13 protein-coding genes and 2 pseudogenes are annotated in these 21041 nt (G+C 65.1%); 6 read left to right on the top strand and 9 right to left on the bottom strand.

Translation table 11 applies throughout. The features are described from left to right. Positions 1 to 148: 148 nt before the first annotated feature. The 3 genes and pseudogenes from EAG14_RS12960 to EAG14_RS12950 all read left to right on the top strand — a co-directional run bounded on the left by EAG14_RS12960 (position 149) and on the right by EAG14_RS12950 (position 8895). Entirely contained in the window at positions 149 to 2644 is a 2496-nt protein-coding gene (locus EAG14_RS12960; protein ID WP_121730465.1) for a bifunctional diguanylate cyclase/phosphodiesterase, read from the top strand. A 204-nt stretch (positions 2645 to 2848) separates the two neighbouring features. Next, positions 2849 to 7741 carry a PAS domain S-box protein gene (locus EAG14_RS12955; RefSeq protein WP_121729095.1) on the top strand — a complete coding sequence of 1631 codons (4893 nt, stop codon included), beginning with the start codon at positions 2849 to 2851 and terminating at the stop codon, positions 7739 to 7741. 24 nt (positions 7742 to 7765) lie between these two features. Next, positions 7766 to 8895 (top strand): annotated as a pseudogene (locus EAG14_RS12950) (two-component system response regulator). Between the two features lie 93 nt (positions 8896 to 8988). Here EAG14_RS12950 and EAG14_RS12945 read toward each other — a convergent pair. Then, complete coding sequence (locus EAG14_RS12945) at positions 8989 to 9918, bottom strand: inositol monophosphatase family protein (RefSeq protein WP_121729094.1); 930 nt, start codon at positions 9916 to 9918, stop codon at positions 8989 to 8991. Positions 9919 to 10069: 151 nt separating this feature from the next. Here EAG14_RS12945 and EAG14_RS12940 point away from each other — a divergent pair, with 151 nt between their 5' ends. Further along, positions 10070 to 10891 (top strand): RNA methyltransferase, encoded by an 822-nt coding sequence (locus EAG14_RS12940; protein WP_121729093.1) that lies wholly within the window; start codon positions 10070 to 10072, stop codon positions 10889 to 10891. 33 nt (positions 10892 to 10924) lie between these two features. Beyond that, positions 10925 to 11704, top strand: a complete 780-nt coding sequence (gene cysE / locus EAG14_RS12935; RefSeq protein ID WP_099655055.1) for a serine O-acetyltransferase — start codon at positions 10925 to 10927, stop codon at positions 11702 to 11704. Positions 11705 to 11769: 65 nt separating this feature from the next. Here the strand turns inward: cysE and EAG14_RS12930 are convergent, their stop codons facing one another. Genes EAG14_RS12930 through yjgA form a run of 3 tightly spaced genes read right to left on the bottom strand, consistent with a single transcriptional unit; the run spans position 11770 to position 13452 of the window. Further along, positions 11770 to 12126: a PilZ domain-containing protein gene (locus tag EAG14_RS12930; RefSeq protein WP_121729092.1), complete on the bottom strand. Its 357-nt coding sequence runs from the start codon at positions 12124 to 12126 to the stop codon at positions 11770 to 11772. Positions 12127 to 12185: 59 nt separating this feature from the next. Beyond that, positions 12186 to 12794 carry a molybdopterin adenylyltransferase gene (mog, locus tag EAG14_RS12925; RefSeq protein ID WP_121729091.1) on the bottom strand — a complete coding sequence of 203 codons (609 nt, stop codon included), beginning with the start codon at positions 12792 to 12794 and terminating at the stop codon, positions 12186 to 12188. Then, positions 12787 to 13452 (bottom strand): ribosome biogenesis factor YjgA, encoded by a 666-nt coding sequence (gene yjgA / locus EAG14_RS12920; RefSeq protein ID WP_099655058.1) that lies wholly within the window; start codon positions 13450 to 13452, stop codon positions 12787 to 12789. The genes mog and yjgA overlap by 8 nt, the downstream gene beginning before the upstream one ends. 64 nt (positions 13453 to 13516) lie before the next feature. Between yjgA and pmbA the strand changes: the two genes are divergently transcribed. Then, entirely contained in the window at positions 13517 to 14950 is a 1434-nt protein-coding gene (pmbA, locus tag EAG14_RS12915) for a metalloprotease PmbA (RefSeq protein ID WP_121729090.1), read from the top strand. Positions 14951 to 15142: 192 nt separating this feature from the next. On the opposite strand, the gene EAG14_RS12910 is transcribed toward pmbA, so the two are convergent. The 5 genes and pseudogenes from EAG14_RS12910 to EAG14_RS12890 form a co-directional block, all read right to left on the bottom strand. After that, the gene (locus tag EAG14_RS12910; protein WP_121729089.1) at positions 15143 to 15949 is read right to left on the bottom strand and encodes an aldolase/citrate lyase family protein; all 807 of its coding nucleotides are present in this window, start codon (positions 15947 to 15949) and stop codon (positions 15143 to 15145) included. A gap of 83 nt (positions 15950 to 16032) precedes the next feature. Then, positions 16033 to 16992, bottom strand: coding sequence for a D-isomer specific 2-hydroxyacid dehydrogenase family protein (locus tag EAG14_RS12905; RefSeq protein ID WP_121729088.1), 960 nt, complete (start codon positions 16990 to 16992; stop codon positions 16033 to 16035). A 143-nt stretch (positions 16993 to 17135) separates the two neighbouring features. After that, the gene (locus EAG14_RS12900) at positions 17136 to 18302 is read right to left on the bottom strand and encodes an exo-alpha-sialidase (protein ID WP_121729087.1); all 1167 of its coding nucleotides are present in this window, start codon (positions 18300 to 18302) and stop codon (positions 17136 to 17138) included. A 92-nt stretch (positions 18303 to 18394) separates the two neighbouring features. After that, positions 18395 to 19399 (bottom strand): tripartite tricarboxylate transporter substrate binding protein, encoded by a 1005-nt coding sequence (locus EAG14_RS12895; RefSeq protein ID WP_121729086.1) that lies wholly within the window; start codon positions 19397 to 19399, stop codon positions 18395 to 18397. A 94-nt stretch (positions 19400 to 19493) separates the two neighbouring features. Then, positions 19494 to 20980, bottom strand: a pseudogene (locus tag EAG14_RS12890) (NAD-dependent succinate-semialdehyde dehydrogenase). Positions 20981 to 21041: the final 61 nt, after the last annotated feature.

The following is a 21041-nucleotide window of genomic DNA, read 5'->3' as shown; positions in this document are numbered from 1 at the left end:
GCTGTTACCTTTTGACATACTGTCATCATTGCGGCGGCAATCGTCACCCATCGCCAGGTTCGGCCCTTCATTTTTCAGAGACTCCAGAGCGATCGTGATTTCTTCCGAACTGCTGACAGATCTTCTCTACCCCGAGGGCGACAGCCTGATGGGGCCCCAGGCGCATGGGCGGCTGCAAGCGCTGCTGGATGTGGTGCCTGTGGCGCTGCTGGAGTTTCGCCTGGAGGAAGACCACCTCTACCTGTGGGCGGCCAACGCCGCTGCCCGCCGCATGCCGGGCCTGGGCGCGGTGCGCGAGGAAGGCGTGGTGGCCGAGGTCGTTTTTGATTTGCTCGCCGGCACCTCGCTGGTGGACCAGCTGTGCGCCGTGGCGCGCCTGGGCGTGCCGCTGGACTGCCGCCAGGTGGTGCGCGAGGGCACGCGGGTGCAGCTGGCGTGGGACTTGTCGGCCCGGCGCGTGGCCGACCACTGCATTGTGGTGAGCGTGCGCGACGCCTCCGAGGCCGAAAACCTGCGCGTGGCCCTGGCGAGCGCCGAGGCGGCCCTGGACGATGCCCGCCGTGATCTGCACGAGCAGACCGAAGTCTTCAACACCATGGAAAGCCTGGCGCACGCAGGGCACTGGCGCCGCATCGAGGACCCGGGCGAGACGGTGCTGCTGTGGTCCCCCGGCCTGTGTGACATTGCCGGGTTTGAGCGCCAGGAGTGGCTCAGCACCGAGCGGGCGGTCAGCGGCATTCCTGCAGAAGACCGCCTGATTTACGACAAGGCCTGCCGACTGGGTGATGGCTCGGACATGGAATACCGCTGGCAGCGCCCCGATGGCGAGGTGCGCTGGATGCGTTCGCGTGTGCGGCATTCGCTGTCGCGCGATGGCATGTCGGTGCAGATGGGGGTGGTGCAGGACGTGACGGACGAACACCGTGCCGCCGAGCAACTGCGTGAGCAACTGCTCTTCATCCAGCGCATTGCCAGCCGCATCCCGGGGTTCATCTACCAGTACCGGCTGCATGCTGATGGCTCCACGGCCAGCGTGCAGTACATCAGCGATGCCGTGCGCCAGTTTCTGGGTGTCACCCCCAGCGATGTGGCGCGGGACCATGGCCTGTTGCTCAAGCATGTGGTGCCTGAGGATGCGCCACAGCTGCGCCGCTCGGCCCTGGTGTCGGTGCGCCGCATGGTGCCCTGGCAGTGCGAATACCGCGTCAACACGCCCGAGGGCGACGTGCGCTGGCACATGACCAGCGCCGTGCCCCACAAGGAGCCTGATGGCACGGTGCTGTCGCATGGCTTCACCATGGACATCACAGACCGCAAGCGAGCAGAGCAAGAGATAGAGCGCCTGGCGTTCTACGACGCCCTGACAGGCCTGCCCAACCGGCGCCTGCTGCTGGACCGGCTGCAACGCTCCATCGCCGCAGGCCAGCGCACCAAAGCCCAAGGCGCGCTGCTGTTCATCGACCTGGATAACTTCAAAGACTTGAACGACACCCTGGGCCACGACATGGGCGACCAGCTTTTGTCGCAAGTGGCCGCGCGATTGGTGGGCAGCGTGCGCGAAGCCGACACCGTCTCACGCTTTGGGGGCGACGAATTCGTGGTCATGCTGGAAAACCTCAGCGCCGACCTGCACGAAGCCGCCACCCAGGCAGAAATCGTGGCTGACAAACTCCTGGCCAGCCTGAACGAACCCTTTGCGCTGGACGGAGGCCAACACTACAGCACCCCCAGCATCGGCATCACCCTGTACGGAGAACAACGCCTGACGGTCGACGAACTGCTCAAACGCGCAGACCTGGCCATGTACCAGGCCAAAGCCGCAGGACGCAACACCCAACGCTTCTTTGACCCCGACATGCAAGCGGCGGTGAACGCCCGCTCCAACCTGGAAGCCGACCTGCGCCAAGGCCTGGCACGGGGCGAACTCATGGTGCACTACCAACCCGTGGTGGACCACGACGGCAAACTCGTGGGAGCAGAAGCCCTGGCACGCTGGCGCCACCCCCAGCGCGGCATGATCAGCCCGGCAGACTTCATCCCCCTGGCAGAACAAACCGGCCTCATCCTGCCGCTGGGGCAAACCGTACTGCACACCGCCTGCAGCCAACTGGCCACCTGGGCGCAAAACCCGGCCACAGCGCACCTGACCCTGTCCGTGAACGTCAGCGCCCGGCAATTCAGACAAGCAGGCTTCGTGGCCCAAGTGCTGGGCACCTTGAAAGACTGCCAGGCCGACCCGCACCGACTCAAACTCGAACTCACGGAAAGCCTGCTGCTGGGAGACATAGAAGACACGATAGAGCGCATGGAGCAACTCAAGAAAGAAGGAGTGGGCTTTGCGCTGGACGACTTTGGCACGGGGTACTCGAGCTTGAGCTACCTCAAGCGGCTGCCGCTGGACCAGGTGAAGATAGACCAGAGCTTTGTGAGGGACGTGCTGAGCGACCCGAACGACGCGGCGATTGTGAGGACGATCCTGGCGCTGGCCAAGAGCCTGGACCTGGAGGTGGTGGCCGAGGGGGTGGAGACGGCGGGGCAGCTGGGGTTTTTGAGGCTGCACGGGTGCGAGGGGTTCCAGGGGTATCTGTTTGGCAGGCCTGTGCCTGTGGAAGAGATGGATGCGTTTTTGTACCCGCACCAGTAGCGCCGTGGTGGCGAGCGCGTGAGGCGGCAGCGCCACTTGGCGCAGGCGGGGTGCTGCGGGCGTGCAGGCAGGGCCCATTCAGCGGCGAAATATCTCAATCGATAGCGCGTGGGTGCGTTCAGTCTTTAGGGAGTGAGTGATGCGCGATAAGTCATTTGGGTCAGACCGTGGGGTGCGCAGCCGGGGTGCTGCGTTGCGCTGGGCATGAAGCGGGCAGGTGGTGGCGTGGGCGTGTTTGTGGACAAGGTTTTGGACCGCAACGCCCAGGGCTTCAGGGCGGTAGCCGTCGTGGCCGTGGCCGCATTGCTGGCGGCCTGGCTCACGGTGGAGCTGTTTGCCTACTGGCGAGGGGTGGACCGCAACGAAGACCGCCAGACCAAACTGCAGCAAGCGACCGATTTGCTTAACAACCAGGCCATGGGCTCCGGCATGTCGGGGGCTGTGTCGTTGCTGGGGCTGAGTGAGCCTTTGCTCAAGGACATGGCCCGGGGCGTGCTTGCGCCGGACTATCCGCAGGCGCTGGCCCGCCTGAGCGTGGCCCGCGAGCGGTTTCTGGTGCAAGGCGTGTACGTGATGTCGGCCGACGGCACCGTGGTGGCCCACGAGACCGCCGGGCCGCGCTCCACGGGCATCAATCTGGCCTATCGCCCTTACTTTCAGCAAGCCATCCAGGGTGGGGTGAGTGTGTACCCCGCCATTGGCACCAACTCGCAGGAGCGTGGCCTGTACTACGCCGCCCCGCTGTACGAGATGGATTCGCCGTCGGGCGCCATCATCGGCGTGGTGATGTTCAAGGTGGGTTTTGAGTCGTTTGACAGCCTGCTGGCGCGCATTGGCATGCCCGCTTTGCTGCTGTCGCCGCAGGGGGTGGCGTTTTCGTCCACGCGACCCGAGTGGCTGTTTGCCGTGGCGCCACCCCTCACGCAGGCCCGCATCGACAGCATCCGCGCGTCGCGGCAGTTTGGGCGGCATTTTGACAAGGGCGTGGCCTCTGCACTCCCCTTCAGCCCCGAGGCCACGCAGGTCGTGCTCAACGGGGTGCCCCATGCCATCGCGCACCGCAGCATCGATCTGCACGACCCGGGTGGGCAGTGGCAACTGGTGCTGCTGGACGATGTGAGTGCTTTGATGCCCTGGTCGCAGCGCTTGCAGGTGGGGGCCGTGGCGTTTGTGCTGTTTGCGCTGCTGGGCTGGTTGCTGCTGGATTTGCTGCGCAGCCGCGCGCAAGTGGCGGCTGCGCTGGAGCGCTTCAGGGTGCTGGGGGCTGCGCTGGAGAGCAGCCCGGTGGCGGTGGTGATCACCGATGGCGATGGGCGTATTGAATGGGTCAACCCCCAGTACGAGCGCAACACCGGCTACACGCTGGAGGAGGTGCGAGGGGGCAAGCCGTCGATCGTGGCCAGCGGCCAGACGCCCGCCGCAACCTACCAGTCCATGTGGGCCACGTTGCTCTCGGGGCAGTCCTGGCAAGGCAATTTTGTCAACCAGCGCCGGGACGGCAGCATCTACCACGACGAGGCGACCCTGTCGCCCGTGTTCGATGCGCGGGGCAAGCGCATTGCGATCGTGGGCCTGCACGAAGAAGTGTCGGAGCGCATGCGCTCGCAGGCCGAGTTGCAGCGCCGCGAGCGCCTGCTCAATGAGCTGCTGGAGCAGCAAACCGCCATTTTTGACAATGCCCCGCCCATCGTGCTGATTTGCGATGGGCAGCTGCGCCAGTTCAACCCCGCGTTTGTGGCCCTCATGGGCGAAACCTCGTCGCAGCTGCTGGGGCGCTATGCGGCGTTTTTGTTTGGTGGCGATGTGCCCTATGAGGCCTTCCGTGCCAAGGGCATGCCGGGGCTGGAGCCCGATGAGGCGGTGCGTGAGACGGCCTTGTTGTATCGGCCCGATGGCAGCAGCTTCCATGCGCGGCTGTCAGGGCGTAGGCTGCAGATGGAGGGGTTTGCCAATGCCTCGCTGTGGGTGATCGAGGACGTGACCGAGGCACGCCAGGCCGAGGTGGCGCTGCGCGAAATCCATGAGCGGCTGGAGCTGGCGCAGGAGGCTGGCAAGATCGGTGTCTTTGACGTGGACTTGGTCAGTGGCCGCATCCTGTGGTCTTCCAAGCTGGCGGCGATGATGGGCTTTGCCCCCGACTCGCAGCCCCAGTCGCGCGAGGATTGGCTGGCCTGCCTGCACCCGCAGGACCGTGACCGCGCCCGCGAATACTTCGATGCCAGCATCCATGGCACGCAAGACCATTTGCGTGACTCCTGGCGCATCGTGCGGCCCGACGGGGAGGTGCGCTGGTTCCTGGAGGCCGCCCGCATCTTCCGCGATGAGCAGGGGCGCGCCGTGCGCGTGGTGGGCGTGAATGTCGATATCCACGACCAAAAGCAGTTGGAGGCCCAGGTGGCTGCGCAGCTGGACTTCCAGCAGGCGTTGATCGACGCCATCCCCGTGCCCTTGTTCTACAAAGGGGCCGATGGCCGCTACATCGGCTTCAACCGCGCCTATGAGCAGGCGTTTGGTGTGCAGCGCGCCGAATTCATCGGCAAAACCGTTTACGACCTGGGCTTTTTGCCCGATGAGTTGCGCTCGCAGTTTGACCAGGATGCTGCACAGGCCTTGGACGGCGTGCGGGCGGTGCACAAAGAGGTGGACCTGCCTTATGCCGATGGCCAGATGCACCACACCCTGTTCTGGCTGCACGGCTTTTTGAGGCCGGACGGGTCTGCGGGCGGTGCGATAGGTACGTTTGTCGACATCACCGAGCGCAAGTTGGCAGAGCAAAGCCTGCTGCGCGCCAAAGACCTGGCCGAGGAGTCGACGGCGCTCAAGTCCAATTTTCTGGCCAACATGAGCCATGAAATCCGCACCCCGATGAACGCCATCATCGGCATGTCGCACCTGGCACTCAAATCGGGCCTGAACCCGCGCCAGCACGACTATGTGAGCAAGATCCAGCAGGCCGGCCAGCATCTGCTGGGGGTCATCAACGACATCCTGGATTTTTCAAAGATCGAGGCGGGCAAGCTGTCGGTGGAAAAGCAGCCCTTTGTGCTGGACCGATTGCTCGAGAGCGTGGCCGATGTGGTGGGCTACAAGGCGGGCGTCAAGGGCCTGGAGCTGGTGTGCGATGTGGCCAGCGATGTGCCGCCCAATCTGGTGGGGGATGCGTTGCGATTGGGGCAGATCCTCATCAATTACGCCAACAACGCCATCAAGTTCACCGACAAGGGCGAGATCAGCATTGTGGTGCGTCTGCTGGAGCAAAGTGCCCAGCGCGTCATGCTCAGATTTGAGGTGCGCGACACCGGCATCGGGCTGACGCCGGAGCAGATTGCGCGCCTGTTCCAGAGCTTTCAGCAGGCCGACACCTCCACCACGCGCCGCTACGGCGGCACGGGGCTGGGGCTGGCCATCTGCAAGAGCCTGGCGGAGCTGATGGGGGGCGAGGTGGGGGTGCGCAGCGAGTTTGGGCGGGGTTCCACCTTCTGGATCACGCTGCCGCTGGAGCGGGGTGCGCCGGCTCGGGTGCTGCAGCCCCCGGCCGACCTGCGCGGGCGGCGCGTGCTGGTGGTGGACGACAACCACACTGCGGCCACCGTGCTGTCTGACATGTTGATGGCCATGGGCTTTGAAGTGGACCAGGTCTACTCGGGCCTGGAGGCCTTGCAGACGCTGCGCGAATCCATGGACAAGCAGCGCCCTTATGGCCTGCTGTTGCTGGACTGGCACATGCCGGGCATGGACGGCGTGGAGCTGGCCAGGCACATCCGCAGCCTGGGCATGCCCCAGGTGCCGCAGATGCTCATGGTCACGGCCTATGGCCGCGAGGATGTGATGCGCGCAGCACGCGCCGAGGGCATCGAGACGGTGTTAATCAAGCCCGTCAATGCTTCGCTGTTGTTTGACACCTTGATGCAGCCCCTGGACGGTGCAAGCCACCTGCGCGTACCTGCCGTGGCACCGGCGGTGGAGGTGTTGCCCCTCGCTGTGCGCGGCGCCCGCGTGCTGCTGGTGGAGGACAACGAACTCAACCAGATTGTTGCGGTGGAGTTGCTGCGCGACGCGGGCTTTGTGGTGGATGTGGCGGACAACGGCAAGATGGCCTTGGACCAACTGGAACAAGCCAGCTACGACGCCGTGCTGATGGACATGCAGATGCCCGTGATGGACGGGGAAACCGCCACCCGGCAACTGCGCCAGGACCCGCGTTACCGTGATCTGCCCATCATCGCCATGACGGCCAACGCCATGGAGTCCGATCGGCAACGCTGCTTTGCTGCGGGCATGAACGACCATGTGGCCAAACCCATTGAGCCAGCCGCGCTGTGGGCCGCGCTGTCGCGCTGGATCCGCCCGCGCCCCGGTCTGGGGGCGCAGGCTGTGCAGGCGCCCGCGCTGTCGCAGCCCCTGGTGGTGCCTGCCGCGCCGGTGCCCCGCCTGGTGGGGTGGCCGCCGGTGGTGCTGGGGCTCAATACCACCCTGGGGTTGCAGCGCGCCCTGGGCAAGCCTGCGCTGTATGCCGACATGCTGACCCGCTTTGTGCAGGCGCAGTCGTCGGTGGTGTCTCAGATCGATGCGGCCATTGCGGGCGGCGACCGTGCGCTGGCCGAACGGCTGGCGCACACGCTGCGCTCGGTGGCGGCCAACATCGGGGCGCAGGAAGCCTCAGAGCATGCGCGTGCGCTGGAGCAGGCTCTGCGCAACCCGCTGGTGGACCGTTCGACCCCCCAGTTGATTCCGCTGCTGGGTGCGCTGGCGGCGTCCATGGAACCGTTGGTGGCAGGCTTGCAAGCATGGGTGCGGCAGTCTGAACTGGCGCAGGTCTCGCCTGTGCCTGTGGCGCCAGCGCCCACCCCAGAGGTGGCCGTGGCATCGCCTGACGACGCCTTGGCGCAGTTGCGTCAACTGCTGGAGCGTGATGACCCGGCGGCCACCGAGTTTTTGCAACACAATGCAACTATGCTTCAGGCCGTGCTGGGCGAAAGCTTTGCGGTGGTGCAGGCGCAGGTTCGCAACTTTGATTTCGAACTGGCCCTGGAGCAGATGCCCGAGCGGCGGGAGGGCGATCCCCAGGATCGCCCCATTGGTGGCCAGGATCTCTGAACGGTGTACTTCGCAGGAATGCCCATGGAACAAGCGCCCTTTGTCGTGAATTCTTCCACCCTGGTGGACAAGCACATCGCCACCGTGCTGGTGGTGGACGACACGCCCGAGAACCTCACGCTCATGGGGACCTTGCTGCGCGATCACTTCATGGTGAAGGTGGCCAACAACGGCGAGAAGGCCCTCAAGATTGCGCTGTCGGGCACGCCTCCGGACTTGGTGCTGCTGGACATCATGATGCCCGAGGTCGATGGCTACGAGGTGTGCCGCCGCCTCAAGGCCAATGCGGCCACCCGAGACATCCCCGTGATTTTTCTGACCGCCCGCTCAGACCCCGACGATGAGCGCATGGGCCTGGCCCTGGGGCTGTGGACTACATCACCAAGCCCATCAGCCCGCCCATTTTGCTGGCCCGTGTCAACACCCACCTGGCGCTGAAGGCCACGGCCGATTTTTTGCGCGACAAAAGCGCCTACCTGGAGCGCGAAGTGGCTTTGCGCACCCTGGAGGTGCAGGCCATCCAGGACGTGACCATCATGGCCATGACGTCGCTGGCGGAGACGCGCGACAACGAAACCGGCAACCACATCCGCCGCACCCAGCTGTATGTGAAAACGCTGGCCGAGCGCTTGCGCAACCATCCGCGCTTTGAGTCGGTGCTGACCGAGCGCATGATCGAGCTGCTCTACAAATCGGCGCCGCTGCACGACATTGGCAAGATCGGCATCCCGGACAGTATCTTGCTCAAGCCTGGCAAGCTCACGGTGGACGAGTTTGAGGTCATGAAGACCCACACCACCCTGGGGCGCAACGCGATCGAAGACGCCGAGCGGCGGCTGGGCATGCGGGTGGCGTTTTTGAGCGTGTCCAAGGAAATTGCCTACAGCCACCAGGAAAAGTGGGACGGCAGTGGCTACCCGCTGGGGCTGGCGGGCGAGGATATTCCGGTGTCGGCCCGGCTCATGGCGGTGGCCGATGTGTATGACGCGCTCATCAACAAGCGCGTGTACAAGGTGGCCTTCTCGCACGAGCAGGCCTGCAGCACCATCCTCAAGGGCAAGGGCACCCACTTTGACCCGGACATGGTGGATGCCTTTGTGGACATTGCGGAAGACTTCCGCAGCATCGCACTCAAGTACCCCGATCCTGAATGAACAACGGGGCCCTGAAGGGCCCGTGTGGTGCTGTCTTGCGATGGCTTGGGGCTTGCTGCACGGAGTTAACCGCGCAGCAGCCTGGGCTGGCGATCAGAAGGGTGCGTCGCCTGTGGCCGATGCATTGCTTGGTGCGGCTGTTTCGTTCGCTGGGGTTGCCGCGTCTGCCGTTTCTTCCTCTGCAGCCTGGCGTACCGCGGCCTTGTCGCCTGCGCCTGCAAACTTGCTGTATTTGCCCAGGATGGGAACGAGCTGGCCGTAGATGCGTGGGTTGCCCGCCATGCATTCGCGCTGTTCCATGAAGTCGGCTTCGCCCGTGAAGTTGCCGATCAGGCCACCGGCTTCGGTCACCAGCAGCGAGCCCGCAGCCACGTCCCAGATCGACAGGCCAGTTTCAAAGAATCCATCGGTAAAGCCCGCAGCCACGTAAGCCAGGTCGAGCGCGGCAGCGCCGGGGCGGCGCAGGCCAGCTGTGCGTTGCATCACGTCGGCCATCATGTTCATGTAGCTCTTGAAGTTGTCGCCCGGGCGGAAGGGGAAGCCGGTGGAGATCAGGCAGTCCTTGAGCTGGGTGCGCTTGCTCACGCGGATGCGGCGCTCGTTCAGGTAGGCGCCACGGCCCTTGGTGGCGGTGAACAGGTCGTTGCGGGTGGGGTCGTACACCACGGCTTGCTCGACCTTGCCCTTGACGGTGAGCGCAATGCTCACGCAGTACACAGGAAAGCCATGGATGAAGTTGGTGGTGCCGTCCAGCGGGTCAATCACCCAGACGAAGTCCGAATCTTTGGCGCCGTACTCTTTGCCCGACTCTTCAGCCAGGATGCCGTGGCCAGGGTAGGCCGTGAGCAGGGTTTCGATGATGATTTTCTCGGACGCATGATCCACTTCGGTCACAAAGTCGTTGATCTGCTTTTGCGAGATACGCACGGATTCCACGTCCAGGGCCGCGCGGTTGATGATGGCGCCGGCGGCGCGTGCAGCCTTGATGGCCACGTTGAGCATGGGGTGCAGATTTGACGACATAGATTGTGGTGGTGAGCAAGGCTTCGGACCGCGTTGCGCGATGCAAATGTCTTGCGGATCATGAGCGGTGATCGCAGCCGGGCGATGCGGGCAGCGACAATAAGCCTTCTATTTTAACTGCACCGCCGGATTTTTACCTAGCAGCCCGTTCATGAAGACCCGTTTTGTCCTGATCAACACCAGCCATGCTGGCAATGTGGGCGCCGCCGCCCGCGCCATGAAAGTCATGGGTTTTGACGACCTGTTGCTGGTGGCGCCGCGCTGGCCCAATGTGCTGCGCAAGGAAGAAACCATCCAGCGCGCCAGCGGTGCACTGGATGTGCTGGAGAAGGCGCGCATCGTGGCGACGCTGGACGAAGCCCTGGAGGGCATCAGCCACCTGTGCGCCACCGCCATGACCCCGCGCGACTTTGGCCCTCCCACGGTGGAGCCCCGTGCGCACTTTGAGATGCTATTGAAACAAGAGCGCCTTGCGCTGGATACACAAGCCTTGCAGCCTGAAAATGCTTCAATCGCAGTGGCCGGTGAGGCCGACGGCGGCAGCCCAGCCCCAGCGGGCGCGCACACCGGTGTGGCGTTCCTGTTTGGCTCCGAGCGTTTTGGCATGACCAACGAAGACGTGTACCGCTGCCACGCGGCGCTCTCCATTCCCACCAATCCGGGCTTTGGCTCGCTCAATCTGGGCGCAGCCATCCAGGTCATTGCCTACGATTGGCGCCAGGCGCTGGGCGGCTTTGCGGTGCAAGACGCGACGCCTGCCCGCGTGCAAGCCGACGCGGCCCAGGTGGCGGGCATGCTGGCCCACTGGGAGCAGGCACTGACGGGCATCGGCTTTCTGGACCCCGCTGCGCCCAAGAAGCTCATGCCCCGCCTGAACCAGCTTTTCAACCGCGCGCAACTCAGCCCCGAAGAAATCCACATCCTGCGTGGTGTCGCCAAAGCCATGCTCGAAGCCGCCCAGGCAAAGCGCTAGACTGCATTTCCATATTCCAAAAACAAGCCCAACATGTTTGCCCGCCTGCGCTCCGACATCCAGTGCATCCTTGACCGTGACCCTGCAGCGCGCAGTACCTGGGAGGTCATCACCTGTTACCCCGGCCTGCACGCCGTGTGGCTGCACCGGCCTGCGCATTGGTGCTGGGGGCATGGGCTCAAGTGGCTGGGGCGTTTCATCTCGCACTTTGCGCGCTGGTTCACGGGCATTGAGATCCACCCCGGCGCCAAGCTTGGCGAGCGCGTGTTCTTCGACCACGCCATGGGCGTGGTGGTGGGCGAGACGGCCGAGATTGGCGACGGCTGCACCATCTACCAGGGTGTGACGCTGGGGGGTACCTCGCTGTACAAAGGCGCCAAGCGCCACCCCACGCTGGGCAAAGACGTGGTGGTGAGCGCGGGGGCCAAGGTGCTGGGTGGCTTTGAGGTGGGCGATGGCGCCAAGATCGGCAGCAACGCCGTGGTCATCAAGCCCGTGCCTGCTGGCGCCACGGCGGTGGGTATTCCGGCGCGCATCATCCCCTCCAAAGAGGGCCAAAGCGCCGATGTGACCGAACCCCAGCAGCAGCGCAAGTTCACGGCCTACGGCATCACGCAGGAGGACGACCCGCTGTCGCAGGCCATGCGTGGGCTGATCGACAACGCGTCGTCACAAGAGCACCAGATCGCCTTGCTCTGGCAGGCGATTGAGAAGCTGTCGGCCATGCAGAAGACGCAAGACTGCGTGCCTTGCGATGCGGCCCTCAAAGAGCAGTTTGAGGCGGGCAAGCTTACCGAGCTGGTGGGCAAGTAACGCTGCCGGGGTGCTACCCCGTGCCCGCGCAGCGGATGGCCCAGCAGTGCCAGACCTGGGCTGCGTCAGTTCTTGATGTACAGCGTGATGGCCGCGCGAGTGGATTCATCGGTCATGGGCACGCTCAGCCCCAGCTGAAACCCTCCACCGCTGCTGCTCAATATGCTGTAGCGCACCACGGCGCGCAACTCTACGGGTTTGCGGCCTGTGGGGGGGATGGGCAGCGACACCCGCACCGTGCACTCGGTGCGCGCAGGTAGGTTGACGGGGCAGAGCACGCTGATCCCACCTTCGCTGATGTCCATGGTTCGCACGGCCATGGGTGCGCGGCCTGCGATGAGCAACTCGGCCTGCACCCGCAGGATGCGCCGTTCGTGATTGCGGCGTTCGTCGTTCGAGGGAAGGGGGAGGGCGGCGGTCATTCGGTCAACAGGTACTCAAGGCGCATGCCCGGGCTTGCAGTGCGCCGGGCTGCGGCCCTTCAGGCAGTCTGGGGGCGTTGGGCGTTTTTAGGGCGAAAGGCTTTGCAGACTTCGTCCCGCGTTTCCATGTAGGGGCCGCCAATCAGGTCAACGCAGTACGGCACGGCGGCAAAGATGCCCGGCACGATCTGTGTACCTTCGGTGTCCTTGAGGCCTTCCAGTGTCTCGGCAATCGCCTTGGGCTGGCCGGGCAGGTTGATGATGAGGCTTTGGCCCCGCACCACCGCCACCTGGCGCGAGAGGATGGCCGTGGGCACAAATTTCAGGCTGATCTGGCGCATCTGTTCGCCAAAGCCCGGCATCTCCTTGTGGGCCACGGCCAGGGTGGCCTCAGGGGTCACATCGCGCAGCGCAGGGCCCGTGCCGCCGGTGGTCAGCACCAGGCTGCAGCCTGCATCCACCAGCTCGATCAGCGTGGTGCTGATGGTGTCCTGCTCGTCGGGGATAAGGCGGGCCTCGAAGTGGATGGGGTTGCGCAGCGCGCGCCCCAGCCAGTCTTGCAAGGCGGGCAGGCCCTTGTCTTCATAAACCCCCGTGCTGGCACGGTCGCTGATGGAGACGATGCCGATTTTCACGGCGTCATGGCCAGGGTTCGCTGCTTCACTCATCGCCGTCAGCCCCGGTGTCGGCCGCATCTTCGCGCTCCAGCCCGGTGCCGCCCAGGTGCTCGCGCACCAGCTGGAACAGCTCGCGGTAGGCGCGGCCCTTGCGCGGCGCCAGGCCTTGTGACACCGCGGCCTTGTCGGCGGGCGGTGCATCCTTGCGGGCCTGGCGGATCAGGGCGCGCAGCTGCTGCGTGTCGGTGGTGGGGTGTTCGTCCATCCACAGGGGCAGGGTGGCGTCGTCAACAATCAGGCGGTCGCGCCACTGCTCGGCCAAGTGCAGCTGCAGTTTTTCAGAGGCCGAGCCCTTGTGCTGTTCTTCCAGCGCGGTGCGCGCTGCCTGCACCACCTCGGGCTCCAGCTTGCGCATGAGCTTGCCCACGTACTGCATCTGGCGGCGCTTGCCTTCAAAGTTGGTGATGCGCTTGGCCTCGGCCAGGGCATCCACCAGCTTGTCGGGCAGGCCCACGGCATCAAACAGGTCCGAGCGCAGGCTCAGCAGTTCTTTGCCCAGGTCTTGCAGTTCGTCGCTTTCGCGTTTGAGATCGGTGCGGCTGGCATCGGGCGTGCCTTTGAGTTCGGCCTTGAGCTGGATGTCCATTTCGCTGCCTTCGGCAACGAATTGGCCTCGCACAAAGTAGCCTTTTTTGGGTTTGCGTGACATGGGTGGGGGCAAAGAGAGAGGTGGCAGCGAGTGCGCCACAGTGGCAAGTATCATAGCCGCCGCTATGAATAAACCTTCTACCCGCGCGAAAAGCGCCCCGGCCGTTGCCAAGGCTTCCGCCTCCTCCCACGCACCCGCCAGCGGTTTCAGCTACAGCCGCCCGTTTTTTGAAGAGCTGGTAGACCGGGCCCTGGCCCACGCCAAGAAGCTGGGCGCCACCGATGCGGGGGCCGAGGCATCTGAAGGCTGCGGCCTCTCGGTCAGCGTGCGCAAGGGCGAGCTGGAGAACGTGGAGCGCAACCGCGACAAGTCACTGGGCGTGACGGTCTACCTCGGCCACCGCCGTGGCAACGCCAGCACCTCCGATTTTTCGACCAAGGCGATCGAGCAGACCGTACAGGCCGCTTATGACATCGCCCGCTTCACGGCCGAGGACCCCGTGGCCGGTTTGCCCGATGCGGCAGACATCGCCCCGCCCGATACCCACCGCGACCTGGATTTGTTCCACCCCTGGGCCATCACCAGCGAAGCCGCCGCCGAGATGGCCAAGGCTTGCGAGGCTGCCGCGCTCAAGACGCACCGCCGCATCACCAACAGCGAAGGCGCGGGCGTGTCGGCCCAGCAAAGCCATTTCTTCAGCGCCCACACACGCGGCTTTCGCGGTGGCTATGCCAGCTCGCGCCACAGTTTCTCGGTCGCTCCAATAGCCTCGCTGCCCGGCAAGAATGCCGAGATGCAGCGCGATGCCTGGTACAGCTCCATGCGCAACGCGGCCGACCTGGCCTCGCCCGAGGCCGTGGGCCGCTACGCCGCGCAGCGCGCCTTAAGCCGCCTAGGTAGCCGCAAGATCCCCACCACCCAATGCCCCGTGCTGTTTGAATCGACCCTGGCCGCAGGCCTGCTGGGCGGTTTTGTGCAGGCCGTGAGTGGTGGCTCGCTGTACCGCAAGAGCAGTTTCTTGCTCGACTCGCTGGGCAAGATGGTCTTCCCCAAGCACATCGACATCCTGGAAGACCCGTTTGTGATGGGCGGCAAGGGCAGCTCGCCGTTTGACGAAGAGGGCGTGCGCGTGGCGCCGCGCAAGGTGGTCAAGGGCGGGCGGGTGGAGGGCTATTTCCTCTCCAGCTACTCGGCCCGCAAGCTGGGCATGAAGACCACGGGCAACGCCGGTGGCTCGCACAACCTGCTGATGACCTCGCGCCTCACGCAAGCCAGCGACAACCTCGACGCCATGCTGCAAAAGCTGGGCACGGGCCTGTTTGTGGTCGAGCTGATGGGCCAGGGCGTCAACTACGTGACGGGCGACTATTCACGCGGCGCGAGCGGCTTTTGGGTGGAAAACGGCAAGATCGCCTTCCCCGTGCACGAGATCACCATTGCGGGCAACCTCAAGGACATGCTCAAGGGCATTGAAGCCGTGGGCGCCGATGCCTACAACTACGGAGCCAAGACGGTGGGCTCCATCCTGGTCAACCGCATGAAGGTGGCTGGCAGCTGATACGGGCGCTCACGCTCCACGCAAAAAGGCTCCTGGGTTCCAGGAGCCTTTTTTCTTGTGTGAGCCGTTTGTGGAGGCCCGATGTGCCTTGTGTGCAGCTAATTGCTCATATTTTGATAGCTGCTTGCGCTTGCTGAATAAGCGCTAGAGGCCATTTTCTTCTAATGACTCGCCTGAGGGCTTGCCAATCCTTCAATACCCTGCGCTGGGCTTGGCCGGTGCTGCCGCAGCCTGGGCCCCAGCAAACTGTCCGCGCAGCTTGCGCGCTGCATTGGCAAACATCAGCACATCCACCCCCACGGCCACAAAGGTGCAGCCCAGGTCCAGGTAGCGCTGGGCCAGCACGGGGTCAGAGGTCAGGGTGCCGGCGGCCTTACCGCTGGCGATGATGGTCTTCATGGCGCCCTCGATGGCGGCCTGCACCTCGGGGTGGCCTGGGTTACCTCGGTGGCCCATCGATGCAGCCAGGTCGGCCGGGCCGATGAATACGCCGTGCACCCCATCCACCGCGCAAATGGCTTCCAGATGGGTCAGTGCGGTCACGGTTTCGGCCTGCACCAGCAGGCAGACTTCGTCGTCGGCAATCGAGAGGTAGTCGCTGCGGCTGCTCCACATTGACGAGCGCCCCACCGCACTGCCCACGCCGCGAATGCCCAGCGGCGGGTACTGCGTGGCGGCCACAATGCCGCGCGCTTGCTCTGCCGTGTCCACCATGGGCACCAGCAGGGTTTTGACGCCGATGTCCAGCATTTGCTTGATGAGCGCGGTGTTGCCTTCCACCAGCCGCACGATGGGGTGCGAGGGGTGCGAGGCCACCGCCTGCAGCGCGCCCATGGTGCTGCGCAGGTCGTTGGGGGCGTGCTCGCCGTCAATCAGCAGCCAGTCGTAGCCCGTGGTGGCAGCGGCTTCGGCCAGGTACGGGTCGGCCATCGACAGCCACAGGCCAATTTGCGGGCGGCGCTCGGCCAGGGCGGTTTTGAAGGGGTTGTGGGCTGGCATGGTGTGTGGGATGAAAGGGGCTTGGAGCCTGTGCTGTCAGTGCGGGTGGCTCGGAAGGGGTTGGGTCTTTGCTCTTGGGATTGTCACGCCACCCGGTGCTGCGCGGGCGCGCCTGGGCCGGTGAGGTGGTCCACGATGTTTTGGGCGGTGATGGTGGACACCCTCAGCGATGCCCCTTGGGTCACGCCGGCCACATGCGGCGTTAGCAAGGCGTTGGGCAATTGGGCCAGCGGGTGGCCAGCGGGCAGGGGCTCGGTGTCGAACGTGTCCAGGCCTGCGCCGTCGAGGTGGCCGGTTTGCAGGGCATTGATCAACGCGGCTTCGTTCACTACCGGGCCGCGCGCAGTGTTGATGAGGATGCTGCCCTTGGGCAGCAATGCAAGCTCTGCAGCCCCGATGAGGTTGCGTGTGCTGTCGGTCAGCGGGCAGTGCAGGCTCAGGATGTTCACCTGGGGCAGAAACTGGTGCAGGTCGGGCTCGGTCGCAAAGCCGTCGGCCTGGCCGTGGGGGCGCAGCACCAGCACGCGGGCTCCCAGCGCGGCGGCCAGTTGCGCCGTGCCTTTGCCAATGGCGCCGTAGCCAATGATGCCCACCGTGGCATCGCGAAAATCGCGCCCCTGCCAGGTGCTGGGGGCCCACTGGCCCGCGCGCACCATGCGGTCCAGCAGTGGCAGCTGGCGCGTCAGGGCCAGCATCAGCGCCACCGCATGCTCGGCTACCGCGCGGGCGTTGGCACCGGGGGCCACGGCCACGGCCACGCCGCGTGCGCGGGCGGCGTCCAGGTCAATGCCGTCCACCCCGGCGCCGTTTTTGGCCACCAGGCGCAGGGCAGGGGCTGCCTGCAGCACCCGCTCGCTCACGGGCTTGATGCCGCGCACCAGCAGCACCTGGGCGCCGGTCTCGGCCAGCCGTGCGATCAGGTGGTCTTCGGTGATGGGTTCGGCCATGAAGTGGATCTGGCCGCCTGCGGCATGCACCAGCGCCTGGGCTTCAGGCGCCCAGTGCGCGGCGGTAACGAGGACGTGAAAGGGGTTTGGGCTCATGTGGTGGGTGTTGGGTTCATGCTGTCGATTCGGCCTCTTTGCGCTTGAAATATCCGTTCAGGCTGAGCTTGTCGAGGCCTTGCGCAGTGCTTCGACAAGCTCGGCGTGAACGGTTCAAGTGAGTTCAAGCCCAAGCAACAGTTTCAGGGTTGTTGTGTAGCCCAGTCGGGCTGCAGGCGCACGTGGCGGATGTGCTGGCGGAACACGGTGTAGGCCAGGTGCAGCGTGCCATCGGCATCCTGGCGCAGCGAGGGGTAGGAGTACTCGCGGTTGCGGCCTTGCTCGGAGTCGTTGCTCATGCACCAGCCGTCGCCCACTTCCAGGTTGCGCTGCCAGGGCCAGGTCAGGCCGTCGTCGGCCGACAGCGCCAGCGTCATGGGTGCGCGCGGTGCGCCCCAGAAGGCTTTGCGGGCAGCGGGGGCGGCCACGGTGGCACCCTGGGCGCCTTCGCCGGTGTCTTCCAGCTCGTCGTACAGCGACTCGCGCCGCTCGGAGGCATTGGCGGCGCTGCTGGCGTTGAAGATCATGGCCAGGCGCCCGTCGGCCAGGCGCAGGGCCTGCACCGACGAGTTGTTGTTGGGCAGCACGGTGGGCTGGGGTGTTTGCCAGGTCAGGCCGCCGTCGTCGCTTTGGGTGCGGTAGATGTGGTCGGCCCAGCGGCTGCGAAAGAACGCCAGCAGGCTTTGGCCATTGGCCGCAGGCACGATGTTCATGTGCACGCAGCCCAGGCTGCCGGGCACGCTGATGCGCTGCCAGGTGCGGCCTTGGTCGGTGGAGCGCAGCACGCCGCTGTCGTCATGGCTGCCATCCCAGGGCTGGCCTGCTTCAGCGCGGCAATAAAACACGGGCAGCAGCCAGCTGCCATCGTGGTGCACATGGATGGGCTGGCGCACAAAAGTGCCTGCGGGGGCATCGGCCAGGGTCTCGGTGGCCGACCAGGTCTGGCCGTGGTCGGCAGAGCGGCGCACGCGCACCACGGCAGTGTTCTGGTGGCCCGAGAGCTGGGCGGTGTGCAGCAGCCACAGCGTGCCATCGGGCGCCGGGAAGAGGATGGGGTTTTGCTCAGACCGCTCTGTGTCGTGCGACAGCTGCACGGGCTCGGACCACTGCTGGGCCCCGGGCGCCAAGCGCGACATGAAGACCGAAATGTCCGAGCGCCCCTCCATCGAGCCGCCAAACCACACGCAGGCCAGGGCGCCATCGCCCAGCACCATCAAATTGGCAGCGTGGGCTTGAACGCGGGGAGAGGGCAGGTCGGCCACCTGGCGGGTGGCGTCATCGGGGTGCTGTTGCAGCAGGCCGTCGGGCATGGGGGTCTCCAAAGGGGCAAGGGGGTGTCTTGGTGGCCTGCGTTGCCGCAGGCGGTCCCTCCCGGCGTTGAAGGGCCGGGAGGGCGTGGTCGTCAGTCGGCCTTGATCTTGGCGGTCTTGATCAGGTTGCCCACGCGCTGGTATTCCGCGGGCAAGAAGGAGCGCAGCTCGTTGGCGTTGCCATTGCCCACCGACACACCCAGCTCGCCCAGCTTGCTGGCCACTTCAGGCAGCTTGAGGGTTTTGGCCAGCGCGGCAGAGAGCTTGGCGCTCACGTCGGCCGGGGTCTTGGCGGGCGCAAACAGGGCGTACCAGGCCGAGAACTCGAACTGGGGGTAGCCCAGCTCGGCCAGGGTGGGCACGTCCGGCAGATCGGGCAGGCGCTTGGCACTGCCCACGGCCAGCGCACGCACCTTGCCACCGCGCAGCAGGGGCATGGAGTTGGTGGCGGTGTCAAAAATCACCGGCACGCGGCCACCGATCAAATCGATGATGTGTGCGTTGCCACCCTTGTAGGGGATGTGGGTCATGTTGACCTTGGCAATCGACAGGAACAGCTCGCCTGCCAAATGCAGGGGCGAGCCATTGCCCGACGAGCCATACATGATGGCTTGCGGGTCTTTGCGGGCGGCATCCACCACGTCTTTGAGCGTCTTGTAGGGCGAGTCGGTGGCGGTGATCACGATGATGGGCGCGCTGCCGATCATGCCGATGGGCTCGAAGTCCTTGAGCGGGTCGTAGTCGGCCTTGAGCAAGTTGGGGCTGGCCGCGTGGGTGGCCAGGCCGCCCACCAGCAGGGTGTAGCCGTCGGCCGGGGCGCGCGCCACAATGCCGGCGCCCAGCAGGGCCCCCGCGCCGGGCTTGTTGTCCACCACGGTTGCCGTGCCCAGGGCATCGCCCATCTTCTGCCCGATCAGGCGGCCCAGCATGTCGTTGGCACCCCCGGCAGGGTAGGGCACCACCATGGTGATGGGCTTGCTCGGGAAGGCCGCTGGTTGCGCGTGTGCCAGGGGCATGGCGCCCGCCAGTGCCATGCCTGCCAGTGTGGCCAGCAGGGGTCTGCGGGTGATGTGTTTGGCGTGTTGTTGAATGCTCATGGTCTTGTCTCCTTTGGTTGTGAATGGTTCTAGTGACCTTTTTGCCGTCTGCCCTGTGGGTTATCAGACGGATTGTTTTGGGGGCTGCGATGCCTCAGTCCAGCAGCCCCTGACAAACATACTTGGTGTGCAGGTAATCGTCGAGCCCATGGGTCGAGCCCTCGCGGCCGTAGCCGGACTCCTTCACCCCCCAAACGGCGCAGCCTCCGCCGCAATCGCCCCTTCGTTGATGCCGACAATGCCCGTCTCCAGGGCTTCGGCCACCCGCCAGATGCGCTTGACGTTCTGGCTGTAGAAGTACCCCGCCAGCCCAAACGGTGTGTCATTGGCCTGGGCCACCACTTCGGCCTCATCGTCAAACACCGTGAGCGGCGCCACCGGCCCAAAGGTCTCCTCGCACGCACAGGCCATGCGGGCATCGGCCCCGCTGAGCACCGTGGGGGCGTAGTAGTTGGGGCCCAGGTGGGCCAGGCGTTGGCCCCCGGTGAGCACCTTGGCCCCCTTGGCCACAGCGTCGTTGACATGCCGCTCGATCTTCTCCACCGCCCGGTCATTGATCATGGGGCCGATCTGCGAGGCCGGATCGCTGGCCGGGCCAACCTTGAGGGCGGCCACCTTGGCTGCCAGCTTGGCGGCAAAGGTGTCAAACACGCTGCGGTGCACAAACACCCGGTTGGGGCACACACAGGTCTGGCCACCGTTTCTGAACTTGGCGGCCATCAGGCCGTCCACCGCGGCATCCAGGTCGGCATCGTCAAACACGATGAAAGGTGCATTGCCCCCCAACTCCAGAGACAGCTTCTTGAGCGTGTCGGCACTGCGCCGGGCCAGGTGCTTGCCCACAGGGGTGGAGCCGGTGAAGGTGATCTTGCGCACCCGGCTGTCATCCAGCCACACATCCACCACCGCAGGGGTGTTCTGGCGTGAGGCAGTGACGATATTGAGCACCCCCGCAGGCACGCCTGCCTCATGGGCCAGCAGCACCAAAGCCAAAGACGTCAGCGGTGTGTCCTCGGCAGGCTTGCACACCACCGTGCACCCTGCTGCCAGGGCCGGGGCGATCTTGCGGGCGATCATGGCAGCGGGGAAGTTCCAGGGGGTGATGGCAGCCACCACGCCCACAGGCTCCTTCAAGGCAAACATGCGGCGACCGGGCACCGGGGCGGGAATGACCTCGCCATTCATGCGCGTGGCCTCTTCACCAAACCACTCGATGTAGCTGGCGGCGTAAGCCACCTCGCCCTTGCCTTCGGCCAAAGGCTTACCTTGCTCCAGCGAAATCAACGCCCCCAGATCATCCTGGTGGGCCAGCACCAGATCGTTCCAGCGCTTGATGATGGCTGCGCGCTGCTTGGCGGGGACTTTGCGCCAAGTGGCGAAAGCAGCATGGGCGGCATCCAGGGCGGCCAGGGCTTCAGGCGCACCGGAGTCGGGCACGGAGGTGATGACGGCGCCGGTGGCGGGGTTGGTGACATCCAGGCGAGCAGCAGGCGTGGCAGTCCACTGGCCGGCGATGAAGTTGGCGCTGCGGATCAGGTCGGGGCGCGTGAGGGGGAGAGGCAGGGAAGGAGTGGCGGACATGGGTTTGAATGAAATGGGGCTCTGGCGCTTATCTAATAAGCGCTAGAAGCTATTGTTTTGA

It is taken from the genome of Acidovorax sp. 1608163 (assembly GCF_003669015.1).
Lineage (GTDB): Bacteria > Pseudomonadota > Gammaproteobacteria > Burkholderiales > Burkholderiaceae_C > Acidovorax.
Note: the sequence above shows the minus strand (reverse complement) of the source record. Positions and strands in the feature narration are given on the sequence as shown.

Excerpts from the sequence above, each read along its gene's own strand:
- EAG14_RS12960 (WP_121730465.1), top strand. The coding sequence starts at position 149 with ATGGGGCCCCAGGCGCATGGGCGGCTGCAAGCGCTGCTGGATGTGGTG.
- EAG14_RS12955 (WP_121729095.1), top strand. The coding sequence starts at position 2,849 with ATGAAGCGGGCAGGTGGTGGCGTGGGCGTGTTTGTGGACAAGGTTTTG.
- EAG14_RS12945 (WP_121729094.1), bottom strand. The coding sequence starts at position 9,918 with ATGTCGTCAAATCTGCACCCCATGCTCAACGTGGCCATCAAGGCTGCA.
- EAG14_RS12940 (WP_121729093.1), top strand. The coding sequence starts at position 10,070 with ATGAAGACCCGTTTTGTCCTGATCAACACCAGCCATGCTGGCAATGTG.
- cysE (WP_099655055.1), top strand. The coding sequence starts at position 10,925 with ATGTTTGCCCGCCTGCGCTCCGACATCCAGTGCATCCTTGACCGTGAC.
- EAG14_RS12930 (WP_121729092.1), bottom strand. The coding sequence starts at position 12,126 with ATGACCGCCGCCCTCCCCCTTCCCTCGAACGACGAACGCCGCAATCAC.
- mog (WP_121729091.1), bottom strand. The coding sequence starts at position 12,794 with ATGAGTGAAGCAGCGAACCCTGGCCATGACGCCGTGAAAATCGGCATC.
- yjgA (WP_099655058.1), bottom strand. The coding sequence starts at position 13,452 with ATGTCACGCAAACCCAAAAAAGGCTACTTTGTGCGAGGCCAATTCGTT.
- pmbA (WP_121729090.1), top strand. The coding sequence starts at position 13,517 with ATGAATAAACCTTCTACCCGCGCGAAAAGCGCCCCGGCCGTTGCCAAG.
- EAG14_RS12910 (WP_121729089.1), bottom strand. The coding sequence starts at position 15,949 with ATGCCAGCCCACAACCCCTTCAAAACCGCCCTGGCCGAGCGCCGCCCG.
- EAG14_RS12905 (WP_121729088.1), bottom strand. The coding sequence starts at position 16,992 with ATGAGCCCAAACCCCTTTCACGTCCTCGTTACCGCCGCGCACTGGGCG.
- EAG14_RS12900 (WP_121729087.1), bottom strand. The coding sequence starts at position 18,302 with ATGCCCGACGGCCTGCTGCAACAGCACCCCGATGACGCCACCCGCCAG.
- EAG14_RS12895 (WP_121729086.1), bottom strand. The coding sequence starts at position 19,399 with ATGAGCATTCAACAACACGCCAAACACATCACCCGCAGACCCCTGCTG.